The sequence below is a fragment of the Tepidiphilus succinatimandens genome (genome assembly GCF_006503695.1).
Classification (GTDB): domain Bacteria; phylum Pseudomonadota; class Gammaproteobacteria; order Burkholderiales; family Rhodocyclaceae; genus Tepidiphilus; species Tepidiphilus succinatimandens.
Window position 1 is genome coordinate 187,523 of the sequence record NZ_SBIK01000001.1, and the last position, 24,821, is coordinate 212,343.

Here is a 24,821-nt window from a genome sequence, read left to right on the forward strand (position 1 = left end):
TTCTCCTTCAGCGCGACTCGAGCTCGGAGCGCAGCCGTTCCCACTCCTCGGGCGTGAGGGTGGTGAGCGCAAGGGCGTGGATCTCCGTGCCCATCGCCGGGCCCAGCGCCTGATAGACCAGCTGGTGCTGCTGCACCTTGCGCTTGCCGCGAAACGCCTCGCTCACCACCAGGCCGGTGAAATGCACCCCATCCTCGCCCTCGACCTGCACGTGCAGGCAGGGCAGATGGGCCGCGATGGCCGCTTCGATCGCCTTGGGATCGTACATGTCGGGCTCCAGGAAGCTCATTGACGCAGTTTGTAGCCGCGGGCGAGCAGGGCCAGCGTCAGCGCCACCACCACGGCCGTGGCCGCGAGCGACACCCCCAGACTCACCCAGGGATTGGTGTCCGCCTGGCCGAAAAAGCCATAGCGAAAGCCGTCGATCAGGAAGAAGAACGGGTTGAGGTGGGACACTTTCTGCCAGAAGGGAGGTAGCGCCGCGATCGAGTAGAACACCCCCGAGAGCATGGTGAGCGGCATGACGAGGAAGTTCTGGAAGGCGGCGAGCTGGTCGAACTTGTCCGCCCAGATGCCGGCGACGATTCCCAGCGACCCCAGCAGCAGCGAACCGATCACCGCAAAAGCGAGCGCCCACAGCGGCGCGGCGAGCGGCAGATCGACGAAGACGAGCCCCACCAGGATCACCCCCAACCCCACGGCGAGTCCCCGCACCACGCAGGCGAGCGCGTAGCCCCAGAAAAATTCCTGGTGCGACAAAGGCGGCAGGAGCACGAAGACGATGTTACCCGTCACCTTGCTCTGAATGAGCGAAGAGCTGGAGTTGGCGAAAGCGTTTTGCAGCACCGACATGATCGCAAGACCCGGGATGAGAAAGGCCGTATAGGGTACCTCGCCGTAGGTCGTCACATGCCGGTCGAGCACGTTGGAGAAGATGAGCAGAAAGAGCAGCGCGTTGAGGATGGGCGCGGCCACCGTCTGGAAAGCCACTTTCCAGAAGCGCATCACTTCCTTGTAGAAGAGCGTGCGGAACCCCGCGCCGAAACATTCAGGCACTTCGCATCACCTCGACGAAGACGCGCTCCAGATCCGGCTCGCCCACGCGTAGCTCGCGCACCTCGGCCCCGGCCTCGCGCAGGCGGCGCAAGATGAGTTCGATGTCGGTGTAGTGCTCGAAGGGGATGCGCACCCAGCCATCCTCGCCTGCCTCGCCGCCCAAGGCGAGCGCCGCCTGGGGCTGGTCGAGCCGCACTTCCAGCTCATGGGCCTGGAAGCGCGCGAGCAGCCGCTCGGTGGTATCGAGCGCCACGATGCGGCCGGCCTTGAGCATGGCGATGCGGTGGCACAGCGACTCGGCCTCTTCGAGATAATGGGTGGTGAGCAGAATCGTGTGTCCTTGATCGTTGAGCTTCTGGATGAACTGCCACAGGCCGTGGCGCAGCTCCACGTCCACGCCGGCGGTGGGCTCGTCGAGCACGATCACCGGCGGGCGATGTACCAGGGCCTGCGCCACCAGTACCCGGCGCTTCATCCCACCCGAGAGCGTGCGCATGTTGGCCTCGGCCTTGTCGGCCAGCCCCAGGCCGTGCAGCAGCTCCTCGATCCAGGCTTCGTTGCGGGTGAGGCCGAAATAGCCGGACTGGATGCGCAGGATCTCGCGCACCGTGAAGAAGGGGTCGAAGACGAGCTCCTGAGGAACCACGCCGATGGCACGGCGCGCCTGGCGGTAGTCGCGCACGACATCGAAGCCCATGACGCGCACGCTGCCCTCGCTCGGGCGCGCCAGCCCCGCCAGAAGCGAAATGAGCGTGGTCTTGCCTGCCCCGTTGGGTCCGAGCAGGCCGAAGAATTCGCCGCGCTCGATGGTGAGGTCTACGCCAGCGAGCGCCGTAAAGCCACCATAGCGCTTGACGGCGCCTTGCAAGGCAATGGCAGCGGTCATGTCCCGGACGGCTCCGGCGCCAAGGGCAACAGGGTATCGACGCCGTAGAGCTGCGCGAGCGCCAGCGCCTGATGTGGCAGACCGGCGATCTCGATCGTGGCCCCGCACCGGCGCGCCCGACGCAGCCAGTCGATGAGGAGGGCCACCAGCGAGGAATCGCAGCCGCTCACGCCAGAAGCATCGACGAGGACGCGCGAGCCGGCAGCGACCCCCTCCGGCCAGCGGTCGAGGAAACCGGTGACACTGCGTAGATCGATGCGCCCTTCGAGCGGCACGCGCAGCGCCTGGCCTGAAGCAGACATCGCCTTGCTCACCCCTGCTTCGCCGTATCGGCCGGCATGGTCTCGCCGTGGGCATTCTTCTCGGCAAGTGTCTGGATGAGCCCGTCGATCCCCTTGGCCTGGATCTCCTGGCCGAAGGTGCTGCGATAGCTGGTGACCAGGCTCACGCCGGCCACCACCACGTCGAACACTTTCCAGCCGTCACCTTTGAGTTCCATGACGTAGTCGATGGCGATCGGCTCGCTGCCAGGACGGATCACCATCGAGGAGACGCGCACGGTCTTGTCGCCCGGCGCCATGCGCAGCGGCTTGAATTCGAGTTTCTCGTCACGGTATTCGCGCAGCGCGTTGGCGTAGGTGCGCACCAGCAGGGTCTTGAATTCCTGGGTGAGGCGTTTGCGCTGCTCGGGTGTGGCCTGGCGCCAGGGCTGACCGACGGCGAGCATCGTCATGCGCTCGAAGTCGAAATGCGGCAGGACGCGCTGCTCCACGTAGGCGAGCCATTCGTTCATGTCCGCATCGGTCTTGATCGGGCGCTGTTTGAGCCGCTCGATCACCTCGTCGGAAATCTCCTTGACCAGCACGTCCGGCGCCTTGGGTTCGGCCCGCAGGGCCGCCCCCCATGTCATGGCCAGTAGAGCCAGGCAGGCGGCCAACCATCGCCGCATCATCGTTTGCTTCATCGCACATCCTCTCTCATGTCGGGTTCGGGAAAGCCAGATATTCAGCGACTCCCGCCGTTCGAAGCGCCGTTGCCGTTGAAATCCTCATATTCGATCGGCGGGTTGCCGTCGTGTATCAGATAATTACGCCGCTGGAAGTAGACATCGCGCAGGTGTGCGTACTTGTCGATGATCTGCCCTTCGGTAGCCCGATCGGCCGGCAGCAGCTCGGCGCGCTTGACCACGATCTCGGCCGCCTTGAAGGAATATTTCGCCGCATCGCCTTCGACGTAGGTGGTCGGATCGCTGTAGTAGTCGACCGGCAGCGCGGCGGTGTCGCGCAGGTTGTGACCACCGAAGAGCGGCAGCACGAGGTAAGGGCCGTCGCCCACGCCCCACACGGCGAGCGTCTGGCCAAAATCTTCGTTGTGCTTGGGCAAACCCGCCTCGCTCGCGATGTCGAGCACGCCAAGCAGCCCCCAGGTGGAGTTGAAGGCGAAGCGAACGAGGTCGTTCAAGGCTGCCTGCGGCTTGCCCTGCAGCAGGTTGTTGGCCGCGTTGCCCAGATCGCCCAGGTTGCTGAAGAAGTTGCCCACGCCCGTCTTCACCGGCGAAGGCAGGACGTTGTCGTAGACCACCGCCGCCGGGCGGATCACGACGGTATCGAGCGCGTCGTTGACCTGGAACATCGCCCGGTTGAAGCCTTCCCAAGGGTCCTTGGGATTGGACGGTTGGCTGGTCGCGCAGCCCGACATTGCCACGCAGGCGGCGATCGCCGCGATCGCACGGGTTTTCTTGTTCACCTCGTTCCCCTTTCCTCGTTATTTGCTGCCGCCTTCGGCCGCCTTGTTGAACAGGAACTGGCCGATCAGCTTTTCCAGCACCAGCGCCGACTGGGTCATCTCGATGCGATCGCCGTCCTTGAGCATCTCGCTATCGGCTCCGGCCGCCAGCCCGACATATTGCTCGCCCAAGAGGCCCGAGGTCAAGATCGAAGCGATCGTATCCTTGGGAAAAGGATAGGCCGCCGAGACCTTCATTTCCACTTCGGCCTGGTACGTCTGCGGGTCGAAACGGATCGCTGCGACCCGGCCCACGACCACCCCGGCGCTCTTGACCGGAGCCTTGACCTTGAGCCCGCCGATGTCCTCGAAGCGCGCGCGCAGCGTGATCGTCTCGCCCCGCGTTCCTTCCTCCGAGACGTTGGCCACCTGCATCGCCAGGAACATCAGCGCCGCGAACCCCAGCGCCACGAACGCCCCCACCCACAGATCCAGTATCGCTCGATTCATCGCCACTCCCGGGACCGTCGCCCGTCCGTCATTTACCGATATACATGAAAGAAGTCAGAATGAAATCCAACGCCAGCACCATCAGCGAGGAATAGACCACCGTCTTCGTGATCGCCCGCGACACGCCCTCGGCCGTCGGCGTGCAGTCGTAGCCTTGGAAGACCGCGATGAGGCTAACCGCCCAGCCGAACACGAAGCTCTTGACGACACCGTTCACCACGTCTTCGCGGAAGTCGACGGAATTGGCCATCTGCGACCAGAAGGTGCCGTTGTCCACGCCGATGACCACCACGCCGATGAACCAGCCGCCGATGACCCCGACGGTGCTGAAGATGGCCGCCAAGAGCGGCATGGACAGCACCCCGCCCCAGAAGCGCGGCGCCACCACGCGGGCGATGGGGTTGACGGCCATCATGTCCATGGCCGTGAGCTGCTCGGTGGCCTTCATGAGGCCGATCTCGGCGGTGACCGCCGAACCGGCACGGCTGGCGAAGAGCAGCGCCGCCACCACCGGCCCGAGCTCGCGCAGCAGCGACAGCGCCACGATGCTGCCGAGTGCCGACTCCGAACCGAATCGCTGCAAAGTGTCGTAGCCCTGCAAGCCCAGCACCATGCCGACGAACGCGCCCGAGACCACGATGATCACGAGCGAGAGCACGCCGGAAAAATAGAGCTCGCGGATCGTGAGGGAAAAACGCGCGAACGACGGCCCCGAGTGGCGCAGCATCGCGAAGAGGAAGCGGGTCGCGAATCCGACCTGCCACACCCCATCGACGGTGAGATGCCCCAGGGTACGCAGCAGCTGGATCATGGCGCGACCTCCGCTTCGAGGAGCAAGCTTTCTTCGAGGGGAGGCGCCGGATAATGAAACGGCACGGGTCCGTCGGCTTCGGCGTAAATGAACTGATGCACGAAGGGATCGGGGGAATTCCGGATTTCGTCGGGCGTGCCCTGGGCGATGATCTTCCCCTGCGAGACGAGATAGACGTAATCGACGATGGACAGCGACTCGACCACGTCGTGCGTCACCAGGATGGAGGCGGCACCCAGCGCATCGTTGAGCTTGCGGATCGCCTGCCCGATCACGCCGAGCGAGATCGGATCGAGCCCGGCGAAAGGCTCGTCGTACATGATGAGTTCCGGGTCGAGTGCCACCGAGCGGGCAAGCGCCACGCGCCGCGCCATGCCACCCGAGAGCTCACTGGGCATGAGCGTGGCGGCTCCCCGCAGACCCACCGCGTTGAGCTTCAAGAGCACGAGGTCGCGGATCATGGATTCGGGCAGGTCGGTGTGCTCACGCAAGGGGAAAGCGACGTTGTCGAACACCGACAGATCGGTAAAGAGCGCACCGAACTGGAAGAGCATCCCCATGCGCCGGCGCAGGGCGTAGAGCTCCTTTTCGGAGATGCGCTCCAGAGACTGGCCGAACACGCGCACGCTTCCCTTGCGGGCGCGCAGCTGGCCGGAGACGAGACGCAGCAAAGTCGTCTTGCCCGAACCGCTGCCGCCCATCACGGCCACGAGCTGCCCGCGGCGCACCGAAAAATCGATGCCGGAGAGGATCAGGCGCTCGCCGTAGCCGGCGTCGACGCCGCGCAACTCGACCACTGGATCTGCAGAATGAGGATTCGTCGTCACCGTCTCACTTCCACCTCGGATCTGCCCAATGATACACGAAACCCGCAAACGGGACCAAGCAGGCGGCCGCGACGAAAATCCTAAAGTCCGCGCTCGGTGCGCCGATAACCCTACAAAACCCGGAGCCCAGCAAAATGCGCCCCCTGACACTTTTACCCTCACTCCTGACGCTCATCCTCCTTGCCGGCTGCGCCTCGCAGCATCAGAATGTACAGGTCGTCGTGAGCGGCAACGGTGGTCCGGAGGCCAGCGCAAGCGTTCGCGGCACCCGCAAACCTTCGCCTCCGCCGGGCGATTATGCCTACACGTACGTCGAAAATTACGACCCCTCGTCTGGCGAAGACTTCCTCGTCACCCATCGCCCAGGCGAGCGCAATTGATGTCCAGGAGAACGACGATGAAACGCCTCGCCCCTCTTTGCCTCGCCCTGCTGCTGGCGGCTTGCGCCCAGAGCGCCACCCGCGAAGTGAGCACCACCTCTGCTCCTGCCGCCCCGGCAAGCCCTGCAACCGCTCCCGACGCCCTCGCCTACCGTCCAGCCAATTCCGGCGCGGCCCGGTTCAACAGCAAAATCATCTTTCTCGCCGACCAGATCGAACGCAACATCCAGCACAAGAACCTGCTACCGGCGGTGCTGGCGAGCACCTTCGTCAATCTCGACGATCTCGACGATACCTCGCCGCTGGGGCGCCTCATCACGGAAAACCTCATCCACGAGCTGCAGGTGCGCCACTGGAACGTCTACGACATCCGCCTGAGCAAAGCGGTAGCCGTAAATCCTGCGGGCGAATTCGTCCTCACCCGCGACCCCAAACTGCTCGAATACCAATACCTGGTCGCCGGCGTGCTCGCCGGCACCTATTCGGTCACCGACGACGAAGTCTTCGTCAATGCCCGGGTGATCGACGTCAATACCGGCGTGGTCGTGAGCTCTGGCCAGATCAGCCTGCCCATCGACGACTTCGTCGCCCGGCTGCTCGTCGATGGCGACCAGCTCAAACCGATGCGCATCATCCGCGGCAAATGACCTTCCGCTTCTCGGCTACGGCCGCGGCGTTGCTCACGGCGGGGCTCCTTTCCGCCTGCAGCCTCGCCCCCACGGCCAGCATGTGCCGCGAAGCGACCGAGAACGAGCTCGGTCGCATGGCCCGGCAGACCTGCCCGCGCGGCGGCAGCGTCATCATCCCCGATTTCGTCGAGGTCGACGGATACCGCACGGGGCGCTTTGGCAAGGCGCTGGGCGAAGCGTTTGGTCTGGCGTGGAGCCGGCATTGCGCCGCGCCCATGCGCCAGGTCGAGGTAGGCGAGCACCTCAGCCTCGACGAGGACGGCCTGCGGCTCCTCACCCGCGACCCCGAATCGATCCGGCAAGACATCGTGATCGACCGCTACGCCCTCGTCGGCACCTACCGCCGCGTGGGCGAGGCGCTGCAGCTCGGCGTGCGCCGCATCGATCTGGTCGACGGCACGGTGCGCGCCGCCGCCTCGGGCCAGATTCCCGAGCGCTGCTTCGGTGCGGAACCGACCCGCCGCGGCAGCAAGGAAAAGCTGCGCACCACGGTCAGCGATTGATGGTCCCGCGCGGGGATCGTCCGGCGGCTCGGCGTGCGAGCGCTCACGGCCCCTGCAGCAGAATCGCCTCGCCGCGCTCGAGCGCTGCCTGCTCGCCACGCAGGATCACCACGTCGCCCGCCTGCAATACCAGCTGCGGTTCCGGCGTCTGGGCGCGGATGCCGCGCCGGCGCACCGCCGCCACCGTCACGCCGCACTCTTCCAATCCCACATCTCCCAGGCGCCGCCCTACCGCCCAGGAATCGGGCGACAAAAGCACCGAATGCAGACGCATGCCGCCCTCGCCCGCTTCGCTCTCGTCGGAGCGGCCGGCGAAATAGCCGCGCAGCAGCGCATAGCGCTGCGCCCGGATCTCGCGGATGCGCCGCGCCACGCGCGTGAGCGGCATGCCGATGAGCGCCAGCGTGTGCGTGGCCAGCATCAGGCTCACCTCGATCGCCTCCGAGATCACCGCCGTCGCTCCGGCCGCCATCAAGCGATCGACGTCGTTCTCGGTGCGGGCGCGTACCACCACCGGCACGTCCGGGCGCAATTCGCGCAGCACCGACAGCACGCGCAGCGATGCCCCCAGTTCGGCAAAGGTCACCACCACCGCCCGCGCCCGCAACAAACCCGCCGCGATCAGGGTCTCGCGCCGGCTCGCGTCACCGTAGAGTACGCTCTCGCCGGCCACTTCCGCCTCCCGCACCCGCTCCGGATCGAGGTCGAGCGCCACCGTGGGCACCGCCTCGTGCTCGAGCAGCCGCGCCAGATACTGACCCGTGCGCCCGTAGCCGAGCACCAGCACGTGCTGCTTGACGAGCATGGTGCGCGAGGCGATCTGGGTGAGTTCCATCGAGCGGGCGAGCCACTCTGAGGCGACGAAGCGCAGCACCAGCCGATCGGACACCGCGACGATCAAGGGTGCGGCCAGCATCGACAAGACTAGCGCCGCCACCGCCGTCTGCAGCCATGCCGACGGCAGCAGACCCAGCCCCGCCGTCTGCGCGAGCAGCACGAAGCCGAACTCGCCGCCCGTACATAGCCACAGTGCCGAGCGCATCGCCACTGCCGCGTTCGAACCCAGGGCGCGCGAGGCGCCCCACACCACCGCCGCCTTGATGCCCAGCATGCCGACGAGCAGCAGCACGACGAAGACGAAATTGCGCGTCACCTCGCCCACGTCGAGGAACATGCCCACCGTAATGAAGAAGAGACCGAGCAGTACATCGCGAAACGGCTTGATGTCCTCTTCCACCTGGTAGCGGTATTCCGTCCCCGAGATCAGCATGCCGGCGAGAAACGCCCCCAGCGCCAGCGACAGCCCCAGGGCGTTGGAGAGCGCAGCCATCCCCAGCGTCACCAGCAGGACGTTGAGCATGAAGAGTTCGGGCGATTTCTGCCGCGCCACCCAGGTGAACCAGCGGCGCATCACCGGCTGTCCGAAGCGCAGCACCAGCACGAGCAGCACGGCGATCTTGAGCACCGCCGCCCCCAGCGTCACCCACCAGCGCTCGCCGTCGGGCGCCGCCAGGGCGGGCACCAGAATGAGCAGCGGCACCACCGCCAGATCCTGGAAGAGCAGCACACCGATCACTTCCCGTCCGTGCGCTTTGTCGAGCTCCAGCCGCTCGACGAGCAGTTTCGAGAGGATGGCCGTCGAAGACATCGTCAGTGCCCCGCCCAGCGCCCAGGCCGCCAGCAGCGACAAACCCAGAGACCAGCCGAGGAGCGTGAACACCAGGTGCGTGACGAGCACCTGCAGCGCCCCCAGGCCCAGGACCACGCGGCGCATCGCGTTCAACTGCGCCAACGAGAACTCCAGGCCGATCGAGAACATGAGGAAGACGACGCCGAACTCGGCCAGCACCGCCGCCCCGCCCTCCTCCGGCATCAGGCCGAGCGCGTGCGGCCCCACCGCCACGCCGACGAGCAGATACCCCATCAGCGCCGGCAAGCCCATGCTCTTGAACAAGGCTACCGCCGCGAGCGAACCCGCCAGCAGCAGCAAGACCGTCGTCAAGCCTCCCTCCATGAAAAACCCGCTCCCTGCGTTTTTGCTATACTGGGCTTCCCAGTATAAACGAGGCCGCAGCCGAGCCCATGGATCGCCCTCTCGATCCCGGGCGCATCCTCGAGAGCGCCCGGCGCACCCTGCGCATCGAATCCGAAGCCATCGCCGCCCTCGCCGAGCGGCTCGGCCCTTCCTTCGCCGAAGCCGTGCGGCTCGTCCTCGGCGCGCGCGGCCGGGTCATCGTCACCGGCGTGGGCAAATCCGGCCATATCGGGCGCAAGATCGCCGCCACCCTCGCCTCGACCGGCACCCCCGCCTACTTCGTCCATGCCGCGGAGGCCGCGCACGGGGATCTCGGCATGATCGCCCCCGACGACGTCGTCATCGCCATCTCCTACTCTGGCGCGAGCGACGAGGTGCTGATGATCCTGCCCGCCATCAAGCGCCAGGGCGCCGCCTTGATCGCCCTCACCGGTCGGCCGGACTCGCCGCTCGCGCGCCAGAGCGACGTGCACCTCGACGTGAGCGTGCGCGAAGAAGCCTGCCCGCACAACATCGCCCCCACTGCGAGCACCACCGCCGCGCTCGCCATGGGCGACGCGCTCGCGATCGCGCTCCTGCAAGCGCGCGGCTTCGGTCCGGAGGATTTCGCCCGCTCGCACCCCGGCGGCGCGCTCGGGCGCCGGCTGCTCACGCGCGTGGCCGACGTCATGCGCCCGCGCCCCGAGGTCCCGACCGCGCCACCCAACGTTCCCCTCACCGAAGCGCTGCTCACCATGTCGCGCGGCGGCATGGGCATGGTCGCGGTGGTCGATGCCGACGACCGGCCGCTGGGCATCTTCACCGACGGTGACCTGCGCCGCACCATCGAACAGGGCGCCGACCTGCGCAGCGAGACGCTCGCGCAGCGCATGAACCCATCGCCCAAGACCATCTCCCCCGAGGCGCTCGCCGCCGAAGCGGCGCGCCGCATGGAAGATGCGCGCATCAGCCAGATGCTGGTGGTCGAGGACGGCCGGCTCGTCGGGGCGCTGCACATGCACGACCTCATGCGCGCCAAGGTGCTGTGATGACCACCGCCACGGCCAAAGCCGCCCGCGTACGTCTAATGGGCTTCGACGTCGACGGCGTGCTCACCGACGGGCGCCTTTACTACGGCCCCGAGGGCGACACCCTCAAGGCGTTCCATACGCTCGACGGGCACGGACTCAAGCTGCTCGCCCGCGCTGGAATCGAACCGATCGTCATTTCCGGCCGAACTTCCGCCGCCCTGGCGCGCCGCTGCGCCGAGCTGGGGCTGCCGCTGGCGATGGGAATCGAAGACAAACACGCCGAGATGGCGACGCGGCTCGCCGCGCGCGGGCTCGGGTTCGAGGCGGCCGGCTACATGGGCGACGACGTCGTCGACCTGCCCCTCATGCTTTCCTGCGGCTTCAGCGCGGCGCCGGCCGACGCGCACGAGCTCGTCAAGTCGCGCGCCGACTGGATCGCCCCTCGCCCGGGCGGGCGCGGCGCCGTGCGCGCGCTGTGCGACTTCCTCCTGCACGCCCAAGGGCGCTGGGACGAGCTCCTCGCGCCCTACCTTCGCGCCCCATGACCCTCCTCCGCCCCACCGTCCTCCTGCCGCTCCTCTTCGCCACGCTGGTGGCCGCCTTCTCCTTCTGGCTCGAACGGCGGGTGAATCTGCTCACGCAGTCGCCTCCCGTGGAGCCCGCCGGCGAGATCGACCTCGTCTCCGGCGAGCTCGCGGTCGACGTCTATTCCGATACCGGTCTGCCCATGCACCACATCGAGGCCGATCATGCCATCCATTACCTCGCCGGCGATCGGACCGCGCTCGAGCGTCCGCGCGTCACGTCCCTGCGCGAGGACGTGCGCTTCACCGGCCGTGCCCAGCGGGCCGACGTCTTCGATCATGGCGAGCGCATCGAAGCCTTCGGCGACGTGCTCGTCACCCGAGTGCTCGACGGCGCCGAGACCCGCTACGAGGGGCAGATGCTCGTCTGGTGGCCCGACGAGGGCCGCGCCCGCTCCGACCTGCCCGTCGTGATCACTCGCGGCGAGCGCCGCGCCACCGGCGACCGGATGGAGGCCGAAGACCATCTCGCGAAAATCACCCTGATCGGCAACGCGCACGTGCATTGGCCGCCCGAGCCCAAGACGGCTGCCAACGCGCTTGCGCCGGCAAAACCCGCCGCTGGCAAAACGACCGCACCCACCCCTCGCGCCAGACCCGATTCCCGCCAACCCGCCCCCCGACGGAGTCCCAGCCGATGACCCGCCTTTTTCTGCTCCTCTGCCTGCTGTTCGTGCTCGCCGTACCGCTCGCGCACGCGGAGAAGGCCGACAAACAAAAGCCCATCGAGATCGATGCCGACCGCATCCACGTCGACGACCGGCAGAAAGTGCACGTCTTCGAGGGCAACGTGCTCATGAAACAGGGCACGCTGGAGATCCGGGGCGATCGCGTGGTCGTGACGCAAGACGAGCAGGGCTTCAAGACGGGCGTGGCCACCGCCCAGGGCGGCAGGCTCGCCACCTTCAAGCAGAAGCGCGACAACAGCAACGAATGGGTCACCGGAGAAGCCGAGCGGCTCGAGTACGACGCGCGCACCAACAAGATCAAGCTCATCGGCCGGGCCCGCGCCACTTCCGGCCAGGACGAAGTACGCGGCGCCTACATCGAATACGACCAGAACACCGACCAGTACTACGTCACCACCGCCGGCGGTGCCTCCAGCGCCCCCTCGGGCCGCGTGCGCGCCGTGATCCAGCCCAAGGACGACGGCGGACAATGAGTTTTTCCCACCCACGAGAGGAGCACTTCATGGACTACCAGAACATCATCGTCGAGACCCACGGCCGCGTCGGTCTCATCCGGCTCAACCGGCCCAAGCAGCTCAACGCCCTCAACGATGCGCTGGTCGACGAGCTGGGGCATGCGCTCGACGTCTTCGAGGCCGACGAAGGAATCGGCGCCATCGTCATCACCGGCAGCGAGAAAGCCTTCGCCGCCGGCGCCGACATCGCCGCCATGGCCAATTTCTCCTACATGGACGCCTACAAGGGCAACTACATCACGCGCAACTGGGAACGCGTCAAGACCTGCCGCAAGCCGGTGATCGCCGCGGTGGCCGGTTTCGCTTTGGGCGGCGGCTGCGAGCTCGCCATGATGTGCGACCTCATCATCGCCGCCGACAACGCCAAGTTCGGCCAGCCCGAAGTCAAGCTCGGCATCCTGCCCGGCGCCGGTGGCACCCAGCGCCTGCCGCGCGCCGTGGGCAAGGCAAAAGCCATGGAGATGTGTCTCACCGGCCGCTTCATGGATGCCGAAGAGGCCGAGCGCAGCGGCCTGGTGGCGCGCGTGGTGCCGGCCGAGCGGCTGCTCGAAGACGCCCTCGAGACCGCCAAGACCATCGCCAGCTACTCGCTGCCGGTGGTCATGATGATCAAGGAGTGCGTCAACCGCGCCTACGAGAGCCCCCTCAACGAGGGACTCCTCTTCGAGCGCCGCACTTTCCATTCCAGCTTCGCGCTCGAAGACCAGAAGGAAGGCATGGCTGCCTTCCTCGAGAAACGCGCGCCGCAGTTCAAGCACCGCTGATCTCCCGGCATCCCGACGCCGCACCCGCGCCACGATCCCCTTGGGTGAGGATCGTGGCGCGGAACCTTGCAAGGCATCGAACATTCAAAGGCTTTGTGCAACGCACAAAATCACTTGACACGCAGAAATCCTTGAACTATAGTGAGTGCGTTGCTGCGATGCAGCAATCTCAATCCCTCAAGGAGGACGTACCATGAGCACCACCGACACCCTCACCCAACGCGGCCGTCAAATCTCCGATGCCTGGCTCGCCGTCGCCAGTTCCGGCTTCTCCACCATCGAACGCCTCATCGCGCTGCAGATGAACGCCCTGCGCGAAACGATCGAGCAGTCGCTCGCCCACGCCAAGCAAGTGGCCGAGACCAAGGACGCGCAGGAATTCTTCAAGCTGCAGCAGGAAGCCCTCACCCCCTCGATCGAGAAAACGCTCGCTTATCAGCGCAACGTCTACGAAGTGCTGCAGCAGAGCCAGACCGAGATCGCCAAGATCGTCGAGACCCAGCTCTCCGATCTCAACCGGCAGATGATCGAGCTGCTCGACAAGATGGCCAAGTCCGCACCCACCGGTGCCGAGACGGTCATCGCTGCGGCCAAGTCCGCCATCGCCGCGGCCAACAGCGCCTATGACAATCTCGCCAAGGCCGCCAAACAGGTGGCCGAGATCGCCGAAGCCAACATGACGGCGGCGACCAACGCCACCGTCAAGGCCGTGACCTCCGCCTCGCAGCAGCTCGCCACCAAAGCCGCTCCGGCGGCGACGGCTGCCCGGAAACCCTCGGCGAGCGCTTCCCAAAGCGCGGCCTGAGTCGCAAACTGAATGCGGTGCCATGCACCGCGTTGCGTGAAACGCCCGCCCCGAGCGGGCGTTTTGCTTTCCCCCTGCCCCCGGCTCTGCTAGGATAGCGTTTCGACCGAACTTCCTTCCTGCAGACCATGCGTTTTCTCCTCCCCCTCGTCCTTGCCCTGGCGCTTTCCGGCTGCGGCGTGAAAGGACCGCTCTACCTGCCTTCCCCGCCCTCCTCGGGGGGATCGAAATGAATTTTCCCATGCCGACGCTACGGGTCACGGCGCACGGACTCGCCCTCGAAGACGTTCCGCTCACGACCATCGCGGCCACTTACGGCACGCCCTGCTACGTCTATTCGCGCACGGCGATCGAAGAAGCGTTCGAGCGCTATCGCACGGCGCTGCCGCCCGAGCGCGCCGAGATCTGCTACGCGGTCAAGGCCAATGGCAACCTATCGATCCTGCGGCTGCTCGCTGCGCGCGGAGCGGGCTTCGACATCGTCTCCCGCGGCGAGCTCGAGCGCGTGCTCGCGGCCGGCGGTGAGGCGAAGCGCGTCGTCTTCTCGGGCGTCGCCAAAGGGGCCGCCGAGATCCGCCGCGCGCTGGAAGTGGGCATCGGCGTGTTCAACGTCGAATCGGCGGCGGAGCTCACCCGCATCGCGCACATCGCCCGCGAGATGGGGCGACGCGCCCCGGTGGCGCTACGCATCAACCCCGACGTCGACCCCAAGACGCATCCCTACATCTCCACCGGGCTCAAGCGCAACAAGTTCGGCATTCCCGTGGCGGAAGCGCTCGCGCTCTACCGCCAGGCCAAGTCGATGCCCGAGCTCGAGCTCGTGGGCATCGCCTGCCACATCGGCTCGCAGCTGCTCGACCCTTCCCCGCTGCTGGAAGCTGCCGAGCGCGTGAAAGACGCGGTAGAGCAGCTCGAGCGCGACGGCATCGCGCTGCGGCACATCGACCTGGGCGGGGGGTTAGGCATCCGCTACCGCGACGAGACCCCGCCCGACATCCCCGCCGTGCTGCGCGCGCTCGCCGAGCGTTTCGCCGATCGGCCCGAGCGGCTGATGTTCGAGCCGGGGCGCTCCCTCGTCGGCAACGCGGGTTTGCTGCTCACGCGCGTCGAATACCTCAAGCACGGCGAGGAGCAGGACTTCGCCCTGGTCGATGCCGGCATGAACGACCTGATGCGCCCGGCGCTCTACGACGCCTGGCACGAGATCGTCCCGGTCGTGCCGCGCTCCGGACCGGTACGCCGCTACGACGTGGTCGGGCCGGTGTGCGAATCGTCCGATTTTCTCGGCCGCGGGCGCGAACTCGCCCTCGAATCCGGCGACCTTTTGGCGGTGCTCTCGGCCGGCGCCTACGGCATGGCCATGAGCTCGAACTACAACGCCCGGCCGCGCCCGGCAGAAGTGCTCGTCGAAGGGGCGACGCACCGCCTCATCCGTGCGCGCGAACCGCTGGAAGCCTTGTGGGCCCTGGAGCAATGAACGGGCGGCGCACCTGGCGCCCGCCCCTGCCCGCCGCCGTGCGCTTCATCCTCCTCATTCTCTTCGCCGCGCTTCCCTGGCTGGGGCCGGAGGACGTTCGCGCCGACACGCTCCCGCCGCCGGTGCGCGAAGCCCTGAACAAAGCGCAGGTGCCGCCCGAGGCCGTCTCCGTCCTCATCCAGCCCCTGGAAGGCGGCGCGCCGCTCCTGGCGGCGAACGAGACCGTGCCGCGCAACCCGGCCTCGGTGATGAAGCTCGTCACCACCTTCGCCGCCTACGAAACCTTCGGCGCCCAGCGCCGCTGGACGAGCCGCTTGGTGGCCCGCGGCCATGTGCTCGGTCAGGAGCTCGTGGGCGATCTGGTGCTGCAAAGCGACGGCGACCCTTACCTCACCGCCGAGCGGGCCTGGAAGCTGCTGCGCACGGCGCGCGCGCTGGGGATCCAGACCATCCGTGGACGGTTGAGGCTGGAGGCCGACGGGCTGCGCATCCCCCCGACCGACCCGTTCGCCTTCGACGGCGACGGCTATCGACCCTACAACACCCCCGCGAGCGCGGAACTGGTCAATTTCAACACGGTGATCGTGCAGATCCAGCCCTCTCCCGACGGCACGCGGGCACTCGCCACGCTGCACCCGCCGCTTGCCGGCGTGAACGTCGGCAACGCCCTGAAGATCGAGGCCGGCCTCTGCCCCGCCGACGTCGTCAAACGCCTCGAGACGGGTGTGCAGGAAGATGCGCAAGGCGTGGCGATCACCCTTTCCGGACGCTATCCGACGAGCTGCGGCATCCGCTGGCTCGGACTCTCGCCGCTACCCGCCGAGCGCTTCGCCTCGGCCATGCTCGAAGGCATCTGGCGCGAGCTCGGCGGCCGGCTGCTGCCCGCCGATGCGCCCGCCCCAGCCACAAGCGAATGGCTCGTGGCCAGCGACGACTCGCCCACGCTCACCGAGATCGCCTACCAGATGAACAAGTGGTCGAGCAACCCGATCGCGCGCCAGCTCCTCGCCCTCGTCGGCGCGGCGCGCTCGCCCGAGGCGCCGGATCACGTCGCCGCCGGCGCGCAGGCCGTGCAGGCACTGCTCGCTGAAGCGGGGATCGATCGCCACGGCGTGGTACTGGAAAACGGCGCGGGGCTGTCGCGCGAAGAGCGCATCGCCGCTTCCGACCTCGCCCGCCTGCTGCAGACGGTCTGGAACCGTCCCTACGCGGCCGAATTCATCGCCACCCTGCCGGTGGCCGGGGTCGACGGCACCGCCCGGCGCCGCTTCAAGGACACCCCCATCCGCGAGTGGGCGCATGTGAAGACGGGGACGCTGCGCGACGTGCGCGCGATCGCCGGTTTTGCCCAGAGCCGCTCGGGACGGCGCTACGTGATCGTCGCCTTCGTCGAACACGCGAACGCGGCTCAGGCCGGCGACGTCCTCACCGCCCTCTTCGACTGGTTGTGGGAGCACTGATTCCCATTGCACCTCCGGCGCAGGTTGCGCCATAATCGCGCCCTGGCGCGTTCGCCCGAAAGGAAGTCCCGATGCACCGATCGACCGTCCGCCGGCATCTCTGGTTGCGCACATCCATGGCCCTCTACGGCGCGGCCGTCTTCGGCCTTGCAGTGGCCGCCCTCTCGGATCCCAACCCTTACGGGCGCAAGGCGGTGGTGGCGGAACTGCCGCCGATCACCCTCACCCCGCCCTCGTCGGGCGATGCCGCGCACGCTTACGTGATCCGCGAAGCCTTCCGCCGCGGCGAAACGCTGCCCGCCTTCCTCGAGCGCATCGGCGCCGAAGACGAAGCGCTGCTCGACTATACCTCGCTCGATGAAGAGGTCCGCGCCATCCAGCGCCAGCTGCGCGCGCACTCCACCGCCACGGTGCGCCTGCGCGCCGACGGTCAGGTCGATGCCCTGGTGCTGCCTCTGGTGAGCGGCGAGCGCGTCACCATCCGCCGCAGCGACGAGGGCTTTCGCCTCGAATCCCCGGCTCCAGAGACCGCCGGCAGTACCCATCCCTTCCTCGAGCTGCGCCAGGGCGTGATCACGCACTCGCTCTTTGCCACCGCCGCCGAGATCGGCATGCCGGATGCCATCGCCACCAAGCTCGCGGAGATCTTCGGTACCGAAATCGACTTCTCCCGCGACCTGCGCGAGGGCGACTCCTTCGCCGTCATCTACGAAACCACGCTCGACGCCGAGGGGTTGCCGCAACCCGGCGAGATCGTGGCCGCCGAATTCGTCAATCAGGGCAAGCGCCACGTGGTACTGCGCCATACCGATGCCGGCGGCAAGAGCGGCTACTACACCCCCGACGGCCGGGTGCTCGGCACCGGGTTCCTGCGCTATCCGCTGCAGTTCACCCGCGTGAGCTCGAGCTTCGGCGCCCGCTTCCACCCCATCAAGAAAGAATGGCGCCACCACGCCGGCACCGACTTTGCTGCCGCCCCCGGCACGCCGGTGATGGCCGCTTCCGACGGCGTGGTGAAGTTCGCCGGCTGGCAGAATGGCTACGGCAACTTCGTGCTCATCGAGCACCGCAGCGGCTATGCCACCGGCTACGGCCACCTCAAAGGCTTCGAACCGGGCCTCAAGGCGGGCAAGCGCGTGTCGCAGGGCGACGTGATCGGCTACGTGGGTTCCACCGGCTGGGCCACCGGACCGCATCTGCACTACGAGGTGCGCATCGGCGGCAAGGCGCAAGATCCGCTCAAGATCGCCCTGCCCGCGCCCGAGCCGCTGCCTGCGCGCGAGCTCGCCCGATTCCGTCAGGAAACGGGGCCGCTGCTCGATAAACTCGCGCTGCTCACGCGCACACCGACCGAAGTCGCCGCGGCCGATTGAGGCGAGGGTTCAGTCGAAGCCTTCGGCTTCGGCCAAGAGCGGCGCCGCACGGTCCTTGTCCGAGACGATGGGCTCGATCCCCAGATCCGGCCAGGCAATCGCCAGCGTCGGATCGTCGTAGCGCAGCGAGCGGTCACACTGCGGCGCGTAGTAGTCGGTGGTCTTGTAGAGGAGCCGCGCGTACTCGGAAAGCGCGAGAAAGCCGTGGGCGAAGCCGGGCGGGATCCACAGCTGGCGCTTGTTCTCGTCGGAGAGCTCGGCGGCCACCCAGCGCCCGAAAGAGGGCGAGCTTCGGCGCAGGTCGACGGCCACGTCGAACACCGCCCCCTCGGCGCAGCGCACCAGTTTCCCTTGCGCGTGCGGCGGCAGCTGGTAGTGCAGGCCGCGCAGCACACCGCGGCGCGAGCGCGATTCGTTGTCCTGCACGAACTCGACATCGACCCCCGTGGCGGCGAAGAATGCGCGCCGCGTGTAGACCTCGAAGAAATAGCCGCGTGCATCGCCATGCACCCGCGGCTCGAGGAGGATCACCTCGGGGATCTCCAGTGCCGTCGCGCGCATCACAGCGCCTCCCGCCCGTGTTCCAGGAGCTGGCGCAGGTAGCGCCCGTAGCCGCTCTTGCCCAGCCGCTCGGCCTGGCGCAGGAGCCCCTCGTCGTCGATCCAGCCCTGCATCCAGGCGATTTCTTCCAGGCAGGCGATCTTCAGCCCCTGACGCCGCTCGATGGTGGCGATGAACTGCCCGGCTTCGAGCAGCGAATCGTGCGTTCCCGTGTCGAACCAGGCATAGCCGCGCCCCATGAGTTCGACCGCGAGCCGCCCTTCCTGCAGGTAGCTGCGGTTGAGGTCGGTGATCTCGAGCTCGCCGCGCGCCGAAGGGCGCAGCGCCCGCGCGCGCTCGACCACGCTGCCATCGTAGAAGTAGAGCCCCGTGACGGCGTAGTTCGACTTGGGACGGGCGGGTTTCTCCTCGATGTCGATCACGCGCCCGGTGGCGTCGAAGGCGACCACGCCATAGCGCTCCGGATCCTGCACGTGGTAGGCGAAGACGGTGGCGCCCCGTTCGCGCGCGTCCGCCGCCCGCAGCAGCTGCGGCAGGTCGTGGCCGTAGAAGAGATTGTCGCCCAGCACCAGGGCCGAAGGCGCGCCGGCAAGGAAATGCTCGCCGATGAGGAAAGCCTGCGCGAGCCCGTCGGGCGAGGGCTGCTCGGCGTAGGACAAGGACAGCCCCCAGGCGCTGCCATCGCCCAGGAGCTGGGCGAAGCGCGGCGTATCCTGGGGCGTGGAGATCACCAGGATGTCGCGGATGCCGGCGAGCATCAGGGTAGACAGCGGATAGTAGATCATCGGCTTGTCGTAGACCGGCAGCAGCTGCTTGGAGACGGCGAGCGTCGAGGGATAGAGCCGGGTGCCGGAACCGCCGGCGAGGATGAGGCCCTTGCGTGCAGAAGTCGGATTCATGGCGGATGCGTCAATGGGGAAGAAGGGAGAGCGGCTCGGCGAGCACGGCCACCGTGCGCGCCACTTCGTCCTGCCACGGCGGCAGGCGCAGGCCGAAGGTGGTGGCAAGCCGCGTGGTATCGAGGCGCGAATTGGCCGGGCGCGGCGCCGCGGTCGGATAGTCGGCGCTCGCGATCGGCTCGAGCGCTTCGAGTGCGAGCGGCCAGCCGGACTCGCGCGCGCGCTCGAAGACGAAGGCGGCGTAGTCGTACCAGCTGGTCTCGCCGGTGGGGGCGAGGTGGTAAAGACCAGAGGGACAGGTATCAGGCGCAGTGCGCAGGCGGCGCACGAGCTCGGCGCTCACCTCGGCGGCAAGCCCGGTACCGGTGGGCGCGCCCACCTGGTCGGCCACCACGCGCAGCACGCGCCGGCTCGCGCCCAGGCGCAGCATGGTCTTGAGGAAATTGGCGCCGTGCAACCCATAGAGCCAGCTCACCCGCAGGATGAGGGCACGGGCACCGCTTTCGAGCACCGCTTCTTCCCCGGAGCGCTTGCTGCGGCCGTAGGCGTTCACCGGATGGGGCGCGTCGTCCTCGCGCCAGGGGCGGCTCCCCGTACCGTCGAAGACGTAGTCGGTGGAATAGTGGATGAGCCACGCCCCGTGCGCCGCTGCCCAGCGGGCGAGCTCGCCGGGCAGCTCGGCGTTGAGCCGCCAGGCGAGCGCCGTCTGCGTCTCGGCCTGGTCCACCGCGGTGTAGGCCGCGGCATTGACGATGCCCTGCGGGCGCAGGGCGTCGAGCCGCGCGCGCAGCGCCGCTGCGTCGCCGAGATCGAGCTCGGCGCGCGAAGGCGCCACGAGCGGGGCCTGCAGCGCGAGGAGCGGGGCGAGCGCCCAGCCGAGCTGGCCGCTTCCCCCCAGCAAGAGGATGGGTGCCTCGCTCATCGCGCCTGGGCCGGCAAGGACGCGCCGTAGTGGCACGACAGCCACTCGCGGTAGGCGCCGGAGGTGACGTGCTCGACCCAGTCGCGGTGCGCGAGATACCAGCGCACCGTCTTCTCGATGCCGGTATCGAAAGTCTCGGCCGGCCGCCAGCCCAGTTCGCGCTCGATCTTGCGCGCGTCGATCGCGTAGCGCCGGTCATGCCCCGGACGGTCGGCGACGAAGGTAATCTGCTCGGCGTAAGAGCGGCCGTCGGCGCGCGGCGCGAGCGTATCGAGCCAGCGGCACAAGGTGTGCACCACTTCGAGGTTGGTGCGCTCGTTCCAGCCGCCGATGTTGTAGGTCTGCCCCGGCTGGCCGGCTTCCAGCACGCGCCGCAGCGCCGCGGTGTGATCGCCCACGTAGAGCCAGTCGCGCACCTGACGGCCGTCGCCGTAGATGGGGAGCGGCTCGCCGGCGAGCGCGCGCGTCAGGCACAGCGGGATGAGCTTTTCCGGAAACTGGTAGGGGCCGTAGTTGTTGGAGCAGTTGGTGGTGATCGTCGGCAGGCCGTAGGTGTGATGGAACGCACGCACGAAGTGGTCCGCCCCGGCCTTGCTCGCCGCGTACGGAGAATTGGGCGCGTAGGGCGTGGTTTCGGTGAAGGGCGGATCGTCCGGGCCGAGCGTGCCATAGACTTCGTCGGTGGAGACGTTCACGAAGCGAAAGGCCGAGCGATCGGGTTCGGGCAAGCACTCCCAATGCGCGCGCGCCGCCTCCAGCAGCCGCAAGGTGCCCAGCACGTTGGTGCGCGCGAACGCCTCGGGCCCGTGGATGGAGCGATCGACGTGCGATTCGGCGGCGAAATGCACGATGGCGCGCACCCGGTGTTGGGAGAGCAGGCGACGCACGAGGTCCTGATCGGTGATGTCGCCGTGCACGAAGACGTGGCGCGCATCGCCCTCGAGCGCGGCAAGGTTTTCCAGGTTGCCGGCGTAGGTGAGCGCGTCGAGATTGACGAGAGGTTCGTCGTGTCGCGCGAGCCAGTCGAGCACGAAGTTGCTGCCGATGAAGCCGGCGCCGCCGGTCACGAGGATCGTCATGGTCGGTAGGGATCGCGGAAAAGCGCGATGATACCAGCCTCAGCCTTCCATGTCGCGCGTGTAGCCCGCCCAGCCGATGATGAGCCGCACCCAGCCGAGCACCACCCAGCTGAGCGCCTTGCGCCAGCGGGGCAACCGGGCGAAGCCCTCTTCGTCGAGCCGCACCGCGCCCTGCGCCACATGCTGCTCGAGCCGCGCGCGCAGCTCCGCGCTGAAGCCGAGGTCGTCGACCCACACGTTGGCCTCGCGCGCCATGAAGAGGCTGAAGGGGTCGATGTTGCTCGAACCCACCGTGGCATAGCGATCGTCGAACACCGCCACCTTGGCGTGCATCTCGGTGGCATGGTATTCCCACAGCTCGACGCCCTGGCGCAGCAGCCAGGGATAGAGGGCGCGCGTGGCCTGCGACAGGATGGGATGGTCGCTCAGTCCCTGCAGGACGAGGCGCACCCGCACGCCGCGCGCCGTGCAGGCCGCGAGCGCCCGGCGAAAGCGTTTGCCGGGGAAGAAATAGGCGCAGGCGATCCACACCTCCTTTCGGGCGCGGGCGAGCATGTGCAGATAGGCGTTCTCGATGTCGTGGCGATGGCGCCAGTTGTCGCGCAGCACCAGGACGGCGCGATGCGGCCCGGCCGGGCCGTCGTGCGCGGCACGCGCCACGAGGCGGGGCGGGCGGCGCCGGCCATTCGTCCAGCACACCAGGCGCCACAGCCGCTGCATCGCCTGCTGCACCGAACGCACGAGCGGCCCCTCGATTCGAACCGCATAATCCCATCGCGGCAGACGGATCCGGCGCCCGGGCAGGCGGGTGAAATCGGAAAGGATGTTGATGCCGCCGACGAAGGCGACTCGCCCATCGCAACAGGCGAGCTTGCGGTGCAGGCGCCGCAGGCGACGGCGCCGCGGGATGAACCAGGGGCCGCGCAGCGGGCGATAGACCTCGACTTCGACGCCGGCGGCGGCCACCCCGTGCATGCGATGGACGATGAAATCGCGGGCGCCGAAGCCGTCTACCAGCAAATACACGCGCACACCGCGCGCCGCCGCCCGCACCAGCGCCGCGAGCACCGCCTCGCCGATCTCGTCGCACTCGAAGATGTAGGTCTCGAGCCGCACCTCCTCGCGCGCCGCATCGATCGCCCGTAGCAGCGCGGGAAAGAATTCCGCGCCGTTCTCCAGCAGCTGCAGACGGTTACCGGGCAGGAAATCCAGGGCCATCGTCCGGCCCCTCGGCCAGGAAGCGGTGCGGCGGCGCGCTCATCCGCCCTCCAGGGCGAGATCGACCACGAGCGGCAGATGGTCGGACAAGTGCGACCACGGCCGCCCGCGCGGCACCTGGGCCGCGTGCACCTCGCAGCCACGCACGTAGAGCCGGTCGAGCCGGCCGAAGGCCAGGCCGCGCGCCGGGTAGGTGCGCGGCGGCGCACGGCGACCGACGGCAGCGAAGGCGTCTTCCAGACCCAGGGGCGCGGCGAGGAGTTCCTCCGCCTCCCGCCCCCAATCGTTGAAATCCCCGCCCACGACGATCGGCGAGCGCGGCGGCAAGCCGGCGATCAGCTCCCGCAAGCGTTCGAGCTGCATCCGGCGCCAGCGCGCCCGCAGGCCCAGATGGACGCAGAAGACGTGCAGGCAAAGGCCATGCGGCAAAACCATGGCGCAATGCAGGATGCCGCGGCGCTCCCAGCGGTGCGCCGAGACGTCGTGATTGGCCCAGTCCTGTACCGGAAAGCGCGACAGCACGGCGTTGCCATGATGCCCCAGCTCATGGAAGAGGTTACCGCCGTAGATGCGCTCGGGCCAGTGTTCAGCGCCGAGATAGTGATGCTGCGGCTGGGCAGGCCAAAGGGGATGGCGCTGCGCGTGTCCAAGATGCGCCCCTTGAACTTCCTGCAGCAGCACGAGGTCTGGGCCAAGCTCGCGCAGCGCCTCGCGCATCTCGGCGATGGTCAGGTGGCGGTTGAACGGCCCCCAACCCTTGTGGATGTTGTAGCTGACCACACGCAACGCCACCCCCGCCTGCCTCGCCCCGGCAGGAACGAGCTGGCGCGGATCTTCCAATGGCGCGCGCCAAGAGCGCCACCGCCCCCAGAGTTTCTGCCGTTTTTCTGCAATCATCGGAACGTTCATGTGGCCGAGAGCATCCGCTCGAGCGCCACTTTCGCCCATTGCGCGACCTCCCCGGGCACGGCGATGCGATTGACCACCCGCCCCTGAACCAGATTGTCGAGCGTCCAGGCGAGGTGCTGCGGGTCGATGCGCTGCATCGTCGAGCACATGCACACCACGCCGCCCATGAACTGCACCGTCTTGCCCTGCGGAGCCATCTCCTCGGCCAGGCGGCTCACCAGGTTGAACTCGGTGCCCACCAGCCATTCGGTGCCGGCCGGCGCCGCGCGCACCGTGCTCTGGATGAATTCGGTCGAACCGACGTAATCGGAGGCGAGGCACACCTCGAAGGCGCACTCCGGGTGCGAGATGACGTAGCCCTGGGGATGCCTGGCGCGCCAGCGCTCGATCTGCGCCTTGGTAAACATCTGATGCACCGAACAATGCCCTTTCCACAGCAGGATGGTAGCCCGCCTGATCTGCTCCGGGCTCAAACCGCCGTAGGGCAGGTCGGGATCCCACACCAGCATGTCTTCCAGCGGGATGCCGCGCTGGTGGCCGGTCCAGCGTCCCAGATGCTGGTCGGGAAAGAAGAGGAGCTTGGGGCGGCGCGCCAGCGCCCACTCCATGATGTGCGGCGCATTGGTCGAGGTGCACACGATGCCGCCGTGGCGGCCGCAGAACGCCTTGAGATCGGCCGCGGAATTGATGTACGTGACCGGCGTATAGACCTCGGCCGGATCGCCGTCGAGCACCTCGCCCAGTTCACGCCAGGCGCGCGTCACCTTGGCGAGATCGGCCATGTCGGCCATGGAACAGCCGGCGGCCAGATCCGGCAGGATCGCCACCTGCTCGGGCTGCGACAGGATGTCCGCGACCTCGGCCATGAAATGCACGCCGCAGAAGACGATGTAGCGCGAGGAAGTCTGTGCGGCGAGCCGGGCGAGCTTGAGCGAATCGCCGGTGAGATCGGCGTGCCGATAGACGTCGGCGCGCTGATAGTGGTGGCACAGGATCACCGCCTCCTCGCCCAGCCGCGATCGCGCCGCGAGGATGCGCTCCTGCGCCTGCTCGTCGCTCATCGCGGCATAAGGCGCGAATGGCAAAGATTTCTCGAGGACCGTCGTCATCTCCTCCCTCCCAAAGGGTAGTGAT

At 67.7% G+C, this 24,821-nt stretch carries 30 protein-coding genes; 13 read left to right on the forward strand and 17 right to left on the reverse strand.

All coding sequences use genetic code 11. The annotated features are described in order from the left end of the window. Positions 1–7: 7 nt before the first annotated feature. From EPD82_RS00940 to EPD82_RS00980, 9 genes are read right to left on the reverse strand one after another with little or no spacing between them, the layout of a single operon-like run. Positions 8–268, reverse strand: coding sequence for a BolA family protein (locus EPD82_RS00940; RefSeq protein WP_055422551.1), 261 nt, complete (start codon positions 266–268; stop codon positions 8–10). A 17-nt stretch (positions 269–285) separates the two neighbouring features. Continuing rightward, positions 286–1,056, reverse strand: coding sequence for an ABC transporter permease (locus tag EPD82_RS00945; RefSeq protein WP_055422550.1), 771 nt, complete (start codon positions 1,054–1,056; stop codon positions 286–288). Next, positions 1,049–1,942 (reverse strand): ABC transporter ATP-binding protein, encoded by an 894-nt coding sequence (locus tag EPD82_RS00950; protein ID WP_055422549.1) that lies wholly within the window; start codon positions 1,940–1,942, stop codon positions 1,049–1,051. The genes EPD82_RS00945 and EPD82_RS00950 overlap by 8 nt, the downstream gene beginning before the upstream one ends. Further along, entirely contained in the window at positions 1,939–2,244 is a 306-nt protein-coding gene (locus tag EPD82_RS00955) for an STAS domain-containing protein (protein WP_141054357.1), read from the reverse strand. The genes EPD82_RS00950 and EPD82_RS00955 overlap by 4 nt, the downstream gene beginning before the upstream one ends. Before the next feature lie 8 nt (positions 2,245–2,252). Beyond that, positions 2,253–2,906: an MlaC/ttg2D family ABC transporter substrate-binding protein gene (locus tag EPD82_RS00960; RefSeq protein WP_198288955.1), complete on the reverse strand. Its 654-nt coding sequence runs from the start codon at positions 2,904–2,906 to the stop codon at positions 2,253–2,255. Between the two features lie 41 nt (positions 2,907–2,947). Next, positions 2,948–3,688, reverse strand: coding sequence for an MlaA family lipoprotein (locus tag EPD82_RS00965; protein ID WP_206202121.1), 741 nt, complete (start codon positions 3,686–3,688; stop codon positions 2,948–2,950). Positions 3,689–3,706: 18 nt separating this feature from the next. Further along, complete coding sequence (gene mlaD, locus EPD82_RS00970; RefSeq protein WP_141054360.1) at positions 3,707–4,177, reverse strand: outer membrane lipid asymmetry maintenance protein MlaD; 471 nt, start codon at positions 4,175–4,177, stop codon at positions 3,707–3,709. Between the two features lie 28 nt (positions 4,178–4,205). Beyond that, the gene (gene mlaE / locus EPD82_RS00975; RefSeq protein ID WP_028874097.1) at positions 4,206–4,988 is read right to left on the reverse strand and encodes a lipid asymmetry maintenance ABC transporter permease subunit MlaE; all 783 of its coding nucleotides are present in this window, start codon (positions 4,986–4,988) and stop codon (positions 4,206–4,208) included. Next, entirely contained in the window at positions 4,985–5,815 is an 831-nt protein-coding gene (locus tag EPD82_RS00980; RefSeq protein ID WP_055422545.1) for an ABC transporter ATP-binding protein, read from the reverse strand. The genes mlaE and EPD82_RS00980 overlap by 4 nt, the downstream gene beginning before the upstream one ends. A gap of 134 nt (positions 5,816–5,949) precedes the next feature. On the opposite strand from EPD82_RS00980, the gene EPD82_RS00985 reads away from it, so the two are divergent. Genes EPD82_RS00985 through EPD82_RS00995 form a run of 3 tightly spaced genes read left to right on the forward strand, consistent with a single transcriptional unit; the run spans position 5,950 to position 7,387 of the window. Continuing rightward, positions 5,950–6,195 (forward strand): hypothetical protein, encoded by a 246-nt coding sequence (locus tag EPD82_RS00985; protein ID WP_141054363.1) that lies wholly within the window; start codon positions 5,950–5,952, stop codon positions 6,193–6,195. Between the two features lie 17 nt (positions 6,196–6,212). Beyond that, positions 6,213–6,842 carry a FlgO family outer membrane protein gene (locus EPD82_RS00990; RefSeq protein WP_055422543.1) on the forward strand — a complete coding sequence of 210 codons (630 nt, stop codon included), beginning with the start codon at positions 6,213–6,215 and terminating at the stop codon, positions 6,840–6,842. Next, positions 6,839–7,387: a FlgO family outer membrane protein gene (locus EPD82_RS00995; protein WP_055422542.1), complete on the forward strand. Its 549-nt coding sequence runs from the start codon at positions 6,839–6,841 to the stop codon at positions 7,385–7,387. Before EPD82_RS00990 ends, EPD82_RS00995 begins: the two co-directional genes overlap by 4 nt. Positions 7,388–7,430: 43 nt before the next feature. Here the strand turns inward: EPD82_RS00995 and EPD82_RS01000 are convergent, their stop codons facing one another. Next, the gene (locus tag EPD82_RS01000; RefSeq protein WP_141054364.1) at positions 7,431–9,401 is read right to left on the reverse strand and encodes a monovalent cation:proton antiporter family protein; all 1,971 of its coding nucleotides are present in this window, start codon (positions 9,399–9,401) and stop codon (positions 7,431–7,433) included. Positions 9,402–9,469: 68 nt separating this feature from the next. Here EPD82_RS01000 and EPD82_RS01005 point away from each other — a divergent pair, with 68 nt between their 5' ends. The 10 genes from EPD82_RS01005 to EPD82_RS01050 all read left to right on the forward strand — a co-directional run bounded on the left by EPD82_RS01005 (position 9,470) and on the right by EPD82_RS01050 (position 18,099). Next, positions 9,470–10,450, forward strand: coding sequence for a KpsF/GutQ family sugar-phosphate isomerase (locus EPD82_RS01005; RefSeq protein ID WP_028874093.1), 981 nt, complete (start codon positions 9,470–9,472; stop codon positions 10,448–10,450). Then, positions 10,450–10,977 carry a KdsC family phosphatase gene (locus EPD82_RS01010; RefSeq protein WP_055422540.1) on the forward strand — a complete coding sequence of 176 codons (528 nt, stop codon included), beginning with the start codon at positions 10,450–10,452 and terminating at the stop codon, positions 10,975–10,977. The genes EPD82_RS01005 and EPD82_RS01010 overlap by 1 nt, the downstream gene beginning before the upstream one ends. After that, complete coding sequence (gene lptC, locus EPD82_RS01015) at positions 10,974–11,657, forward strand: LPS export ABC transporter periplasmic protein LptC (RefSeq protein ID WP_141054365.1); 684 nt, start codon at positions 10,974–10,976, stop codon at positions 11,655–11,657. Before EPD82_RS01010 ends, lptC begins: the two co-directional genes overlap by 4 nt. After that, the gene (gene lptA / locus EPD82_RS01020) at positions 11,654–12,178 is read left to right on the forward strand and encodes a lipopolysaccharide transport periplasmic protein LptA (protein WP_141054366.1); all 525 of its coding nucleotides are present in this window, start codon (positions 11,654–11,656) and stop codon (positions 12,176–12,178) included. Before lptC ends, lptA begins: the two co-directional genes overlap by 4 nt. A 29-nt stretch (positions 12,179–12,207) precedes the next feature. Continuing rightward, a complete protein-coding gene (locus tag EPD82_RS01025) occupies positions 12,208–12,984 on the forward strand; it encodes an enoyl-CoA hydratase (protein WP_055422537.1) in 777 nt (258 codons plus the stop codon). A gap of 193 nt (positions 12,985–13,177) precedes the next feature. Next, the gene (gene phaP / locus EPD82_RS01030; protein ID WP_055422536.1) at positions 13,178–13,789 is read left to right on the forward strand and encodes a phasin family protein; all 612 of its coding nucleotides are present in this window, start codon (positions 13,178–13,180) and stop codon (positions 13,787–13,789) included. A gap of 128 nt (positions 13,790–13,917) precedes the next feature. Next, the gene (gene lptM / locus EPD82_RS12310; RefSeq protein ID WP_072247872.1) at positions 13,918–14,022 is read left to right on the forward strand and encodes an LPS translocon maturation chaperone LptM; all 105 of its coding nucleotides are present in this window, start codon (positions 13,918–13,920) and stop codon (positions 14,020–14,022) included. After that, positions 14,019–15,266 carry a diaminopimelate decarboxylase gene (lysA, locus tag EPD82_RS01040; protein ID WP_141054367.1) on the forward strand — a complete coding sequence of 416 codons (1,248 nt, stop codon included), beginning with the start codon at positions 14,019–14,021 and terminating at the stop codon, positions 15,264–15,266. The genes lptM and lysA overlap by 4 nt, the downstream gene beginning before the upstream one ends. After that, complete coding sequence (gene dacB, locus EPD82_RS01045; RefSeq protein ID WP_141054368.1) at positions 15,263–16,726, forward strand: D-alanyl-D-alanine carboxypeptidase/D-alanyl-D-alanine endopeptidase; 1,464 nt, start codon at positions 15,263–15,265, stop codon at positions 16,724–16,726. Before lysA ends, dacB begins: the two co-directional genes overlap by 4 nt. A 71-nt stretch (positions 16,727–16,797) precedes the next feature. After that, positions 16,798–18,099: a M23 family metallopeptidase gene (locus tag EPD82_RS01050; RefSeq protein ID WP_141054369.1), complete on the forward strand. Its 1,302-nt coding sequence runs from the start codon at positions 16,798–16,800 to the stop codon at positions 18,097–18,099. 9 nt (positions 18,100–18,108) lie between these two features. On the opposite strand, the gene rfbC is transcribed toward EPD82_RS01050, so the two are convergent. Genes rfbC through nadA form a run of 7 tightly spaced genes read right to left on the reverse strand, consistent with a single transcriptional unit; the run spans position 18,109 to position 24,796 of the window. Beyond that, positions 18,109–18,660 carry a dTDP-4-dehydrorhamnose 3,5-epimerase gene (gene rfbC / locus EPD82_RS01055; RefSeq protein ID WP_141054372.1) on the reverse strand — a complete coding sequence of 184 codons (552 nt, stop codon included), beginning with the start codon at positions 18,658–18,660 and terminating at the stop codon, positions 18,109–18,111. Then, positions 18,660–19,559: a glucose-1-phosphate thymidylyltransferase RfbA gene (gene rfbA / locus EPD82_RS01060; protein ID WP_141054375.1), complete on the reverse strand. Its 900-nt coding sequence runs from the start codon at positions 19,557–19,559 to the stop codon at positions 18,660–18,662. The genes rfbC and rfbA overlap by 1 nt, the downstream gene beginning before the upstream one ends. Before the next feature lie 10 nt (positions 19,560–19,569). After that, the gene (gene rfbD / locus EPD82_RS01065; protein WP_141054377.1) at positions 19,570–20,481 is read right to left on the reverse strand and encodes a dTDP-4-dehydrorhamnose reductase; all 912 of its coding nucleotides are present in this window, start codon (positions 20,479–20,481) and stop codon (positions 19,570–19,572) included. After that, entirely contained in the window at positions 20,478–21,560 is a 1,083-nt protein-coding gene (gene rfbB / locus EPD82_RS01070; protein ID WP_055422530.1) for a dTDP-glucose 4,6-dehydratase, read from the reverse strand. Before rfbB ends, rfbD begins: the two co-directional genes overlap by 4 nt. Positions 21,561–21,599: 39 nt before the next feature. Then, positions 21,600–22,778, reverse strand: coding sequence for a cardiolipin synthase ClsB (clsB, locus tag EPD82_RS01075; RefSeq protein WP_206202124.1), 1,179 nt, complete (start codon positions 22,776–22,778; stop codon positions 21,600–21,602). Between the two features lie 39 nt (positions 22,779–22,817). Beyond that, positions 22,818–23,675: an endonuclease/exonuclease/phosphatase family protein gene (locus EPD82_RS01080; RefSeq protein WP_206202125.1), complete on the reverse strand. Its 858-nt coding sequence runs from the start codon at positions 23,673–23,675 to the stop codon at positions 22,818–22,820. Between the two features lie 8 nt (positions 23,676–23,683). Further along, positions 23,684–24,796, reverse strand: coding sequence for a quinolinate synthase NadA (gene nadA / locus EPD82_RS01085; RefSeq protein ID WP_141054380.1), 1,113 nt, complete (start codon positions 24,794–24,796; stop codon positions 23,684–23,686). Between the last annotated feature and the right edge of the window lie 25 nt (positions 24,797–24,821).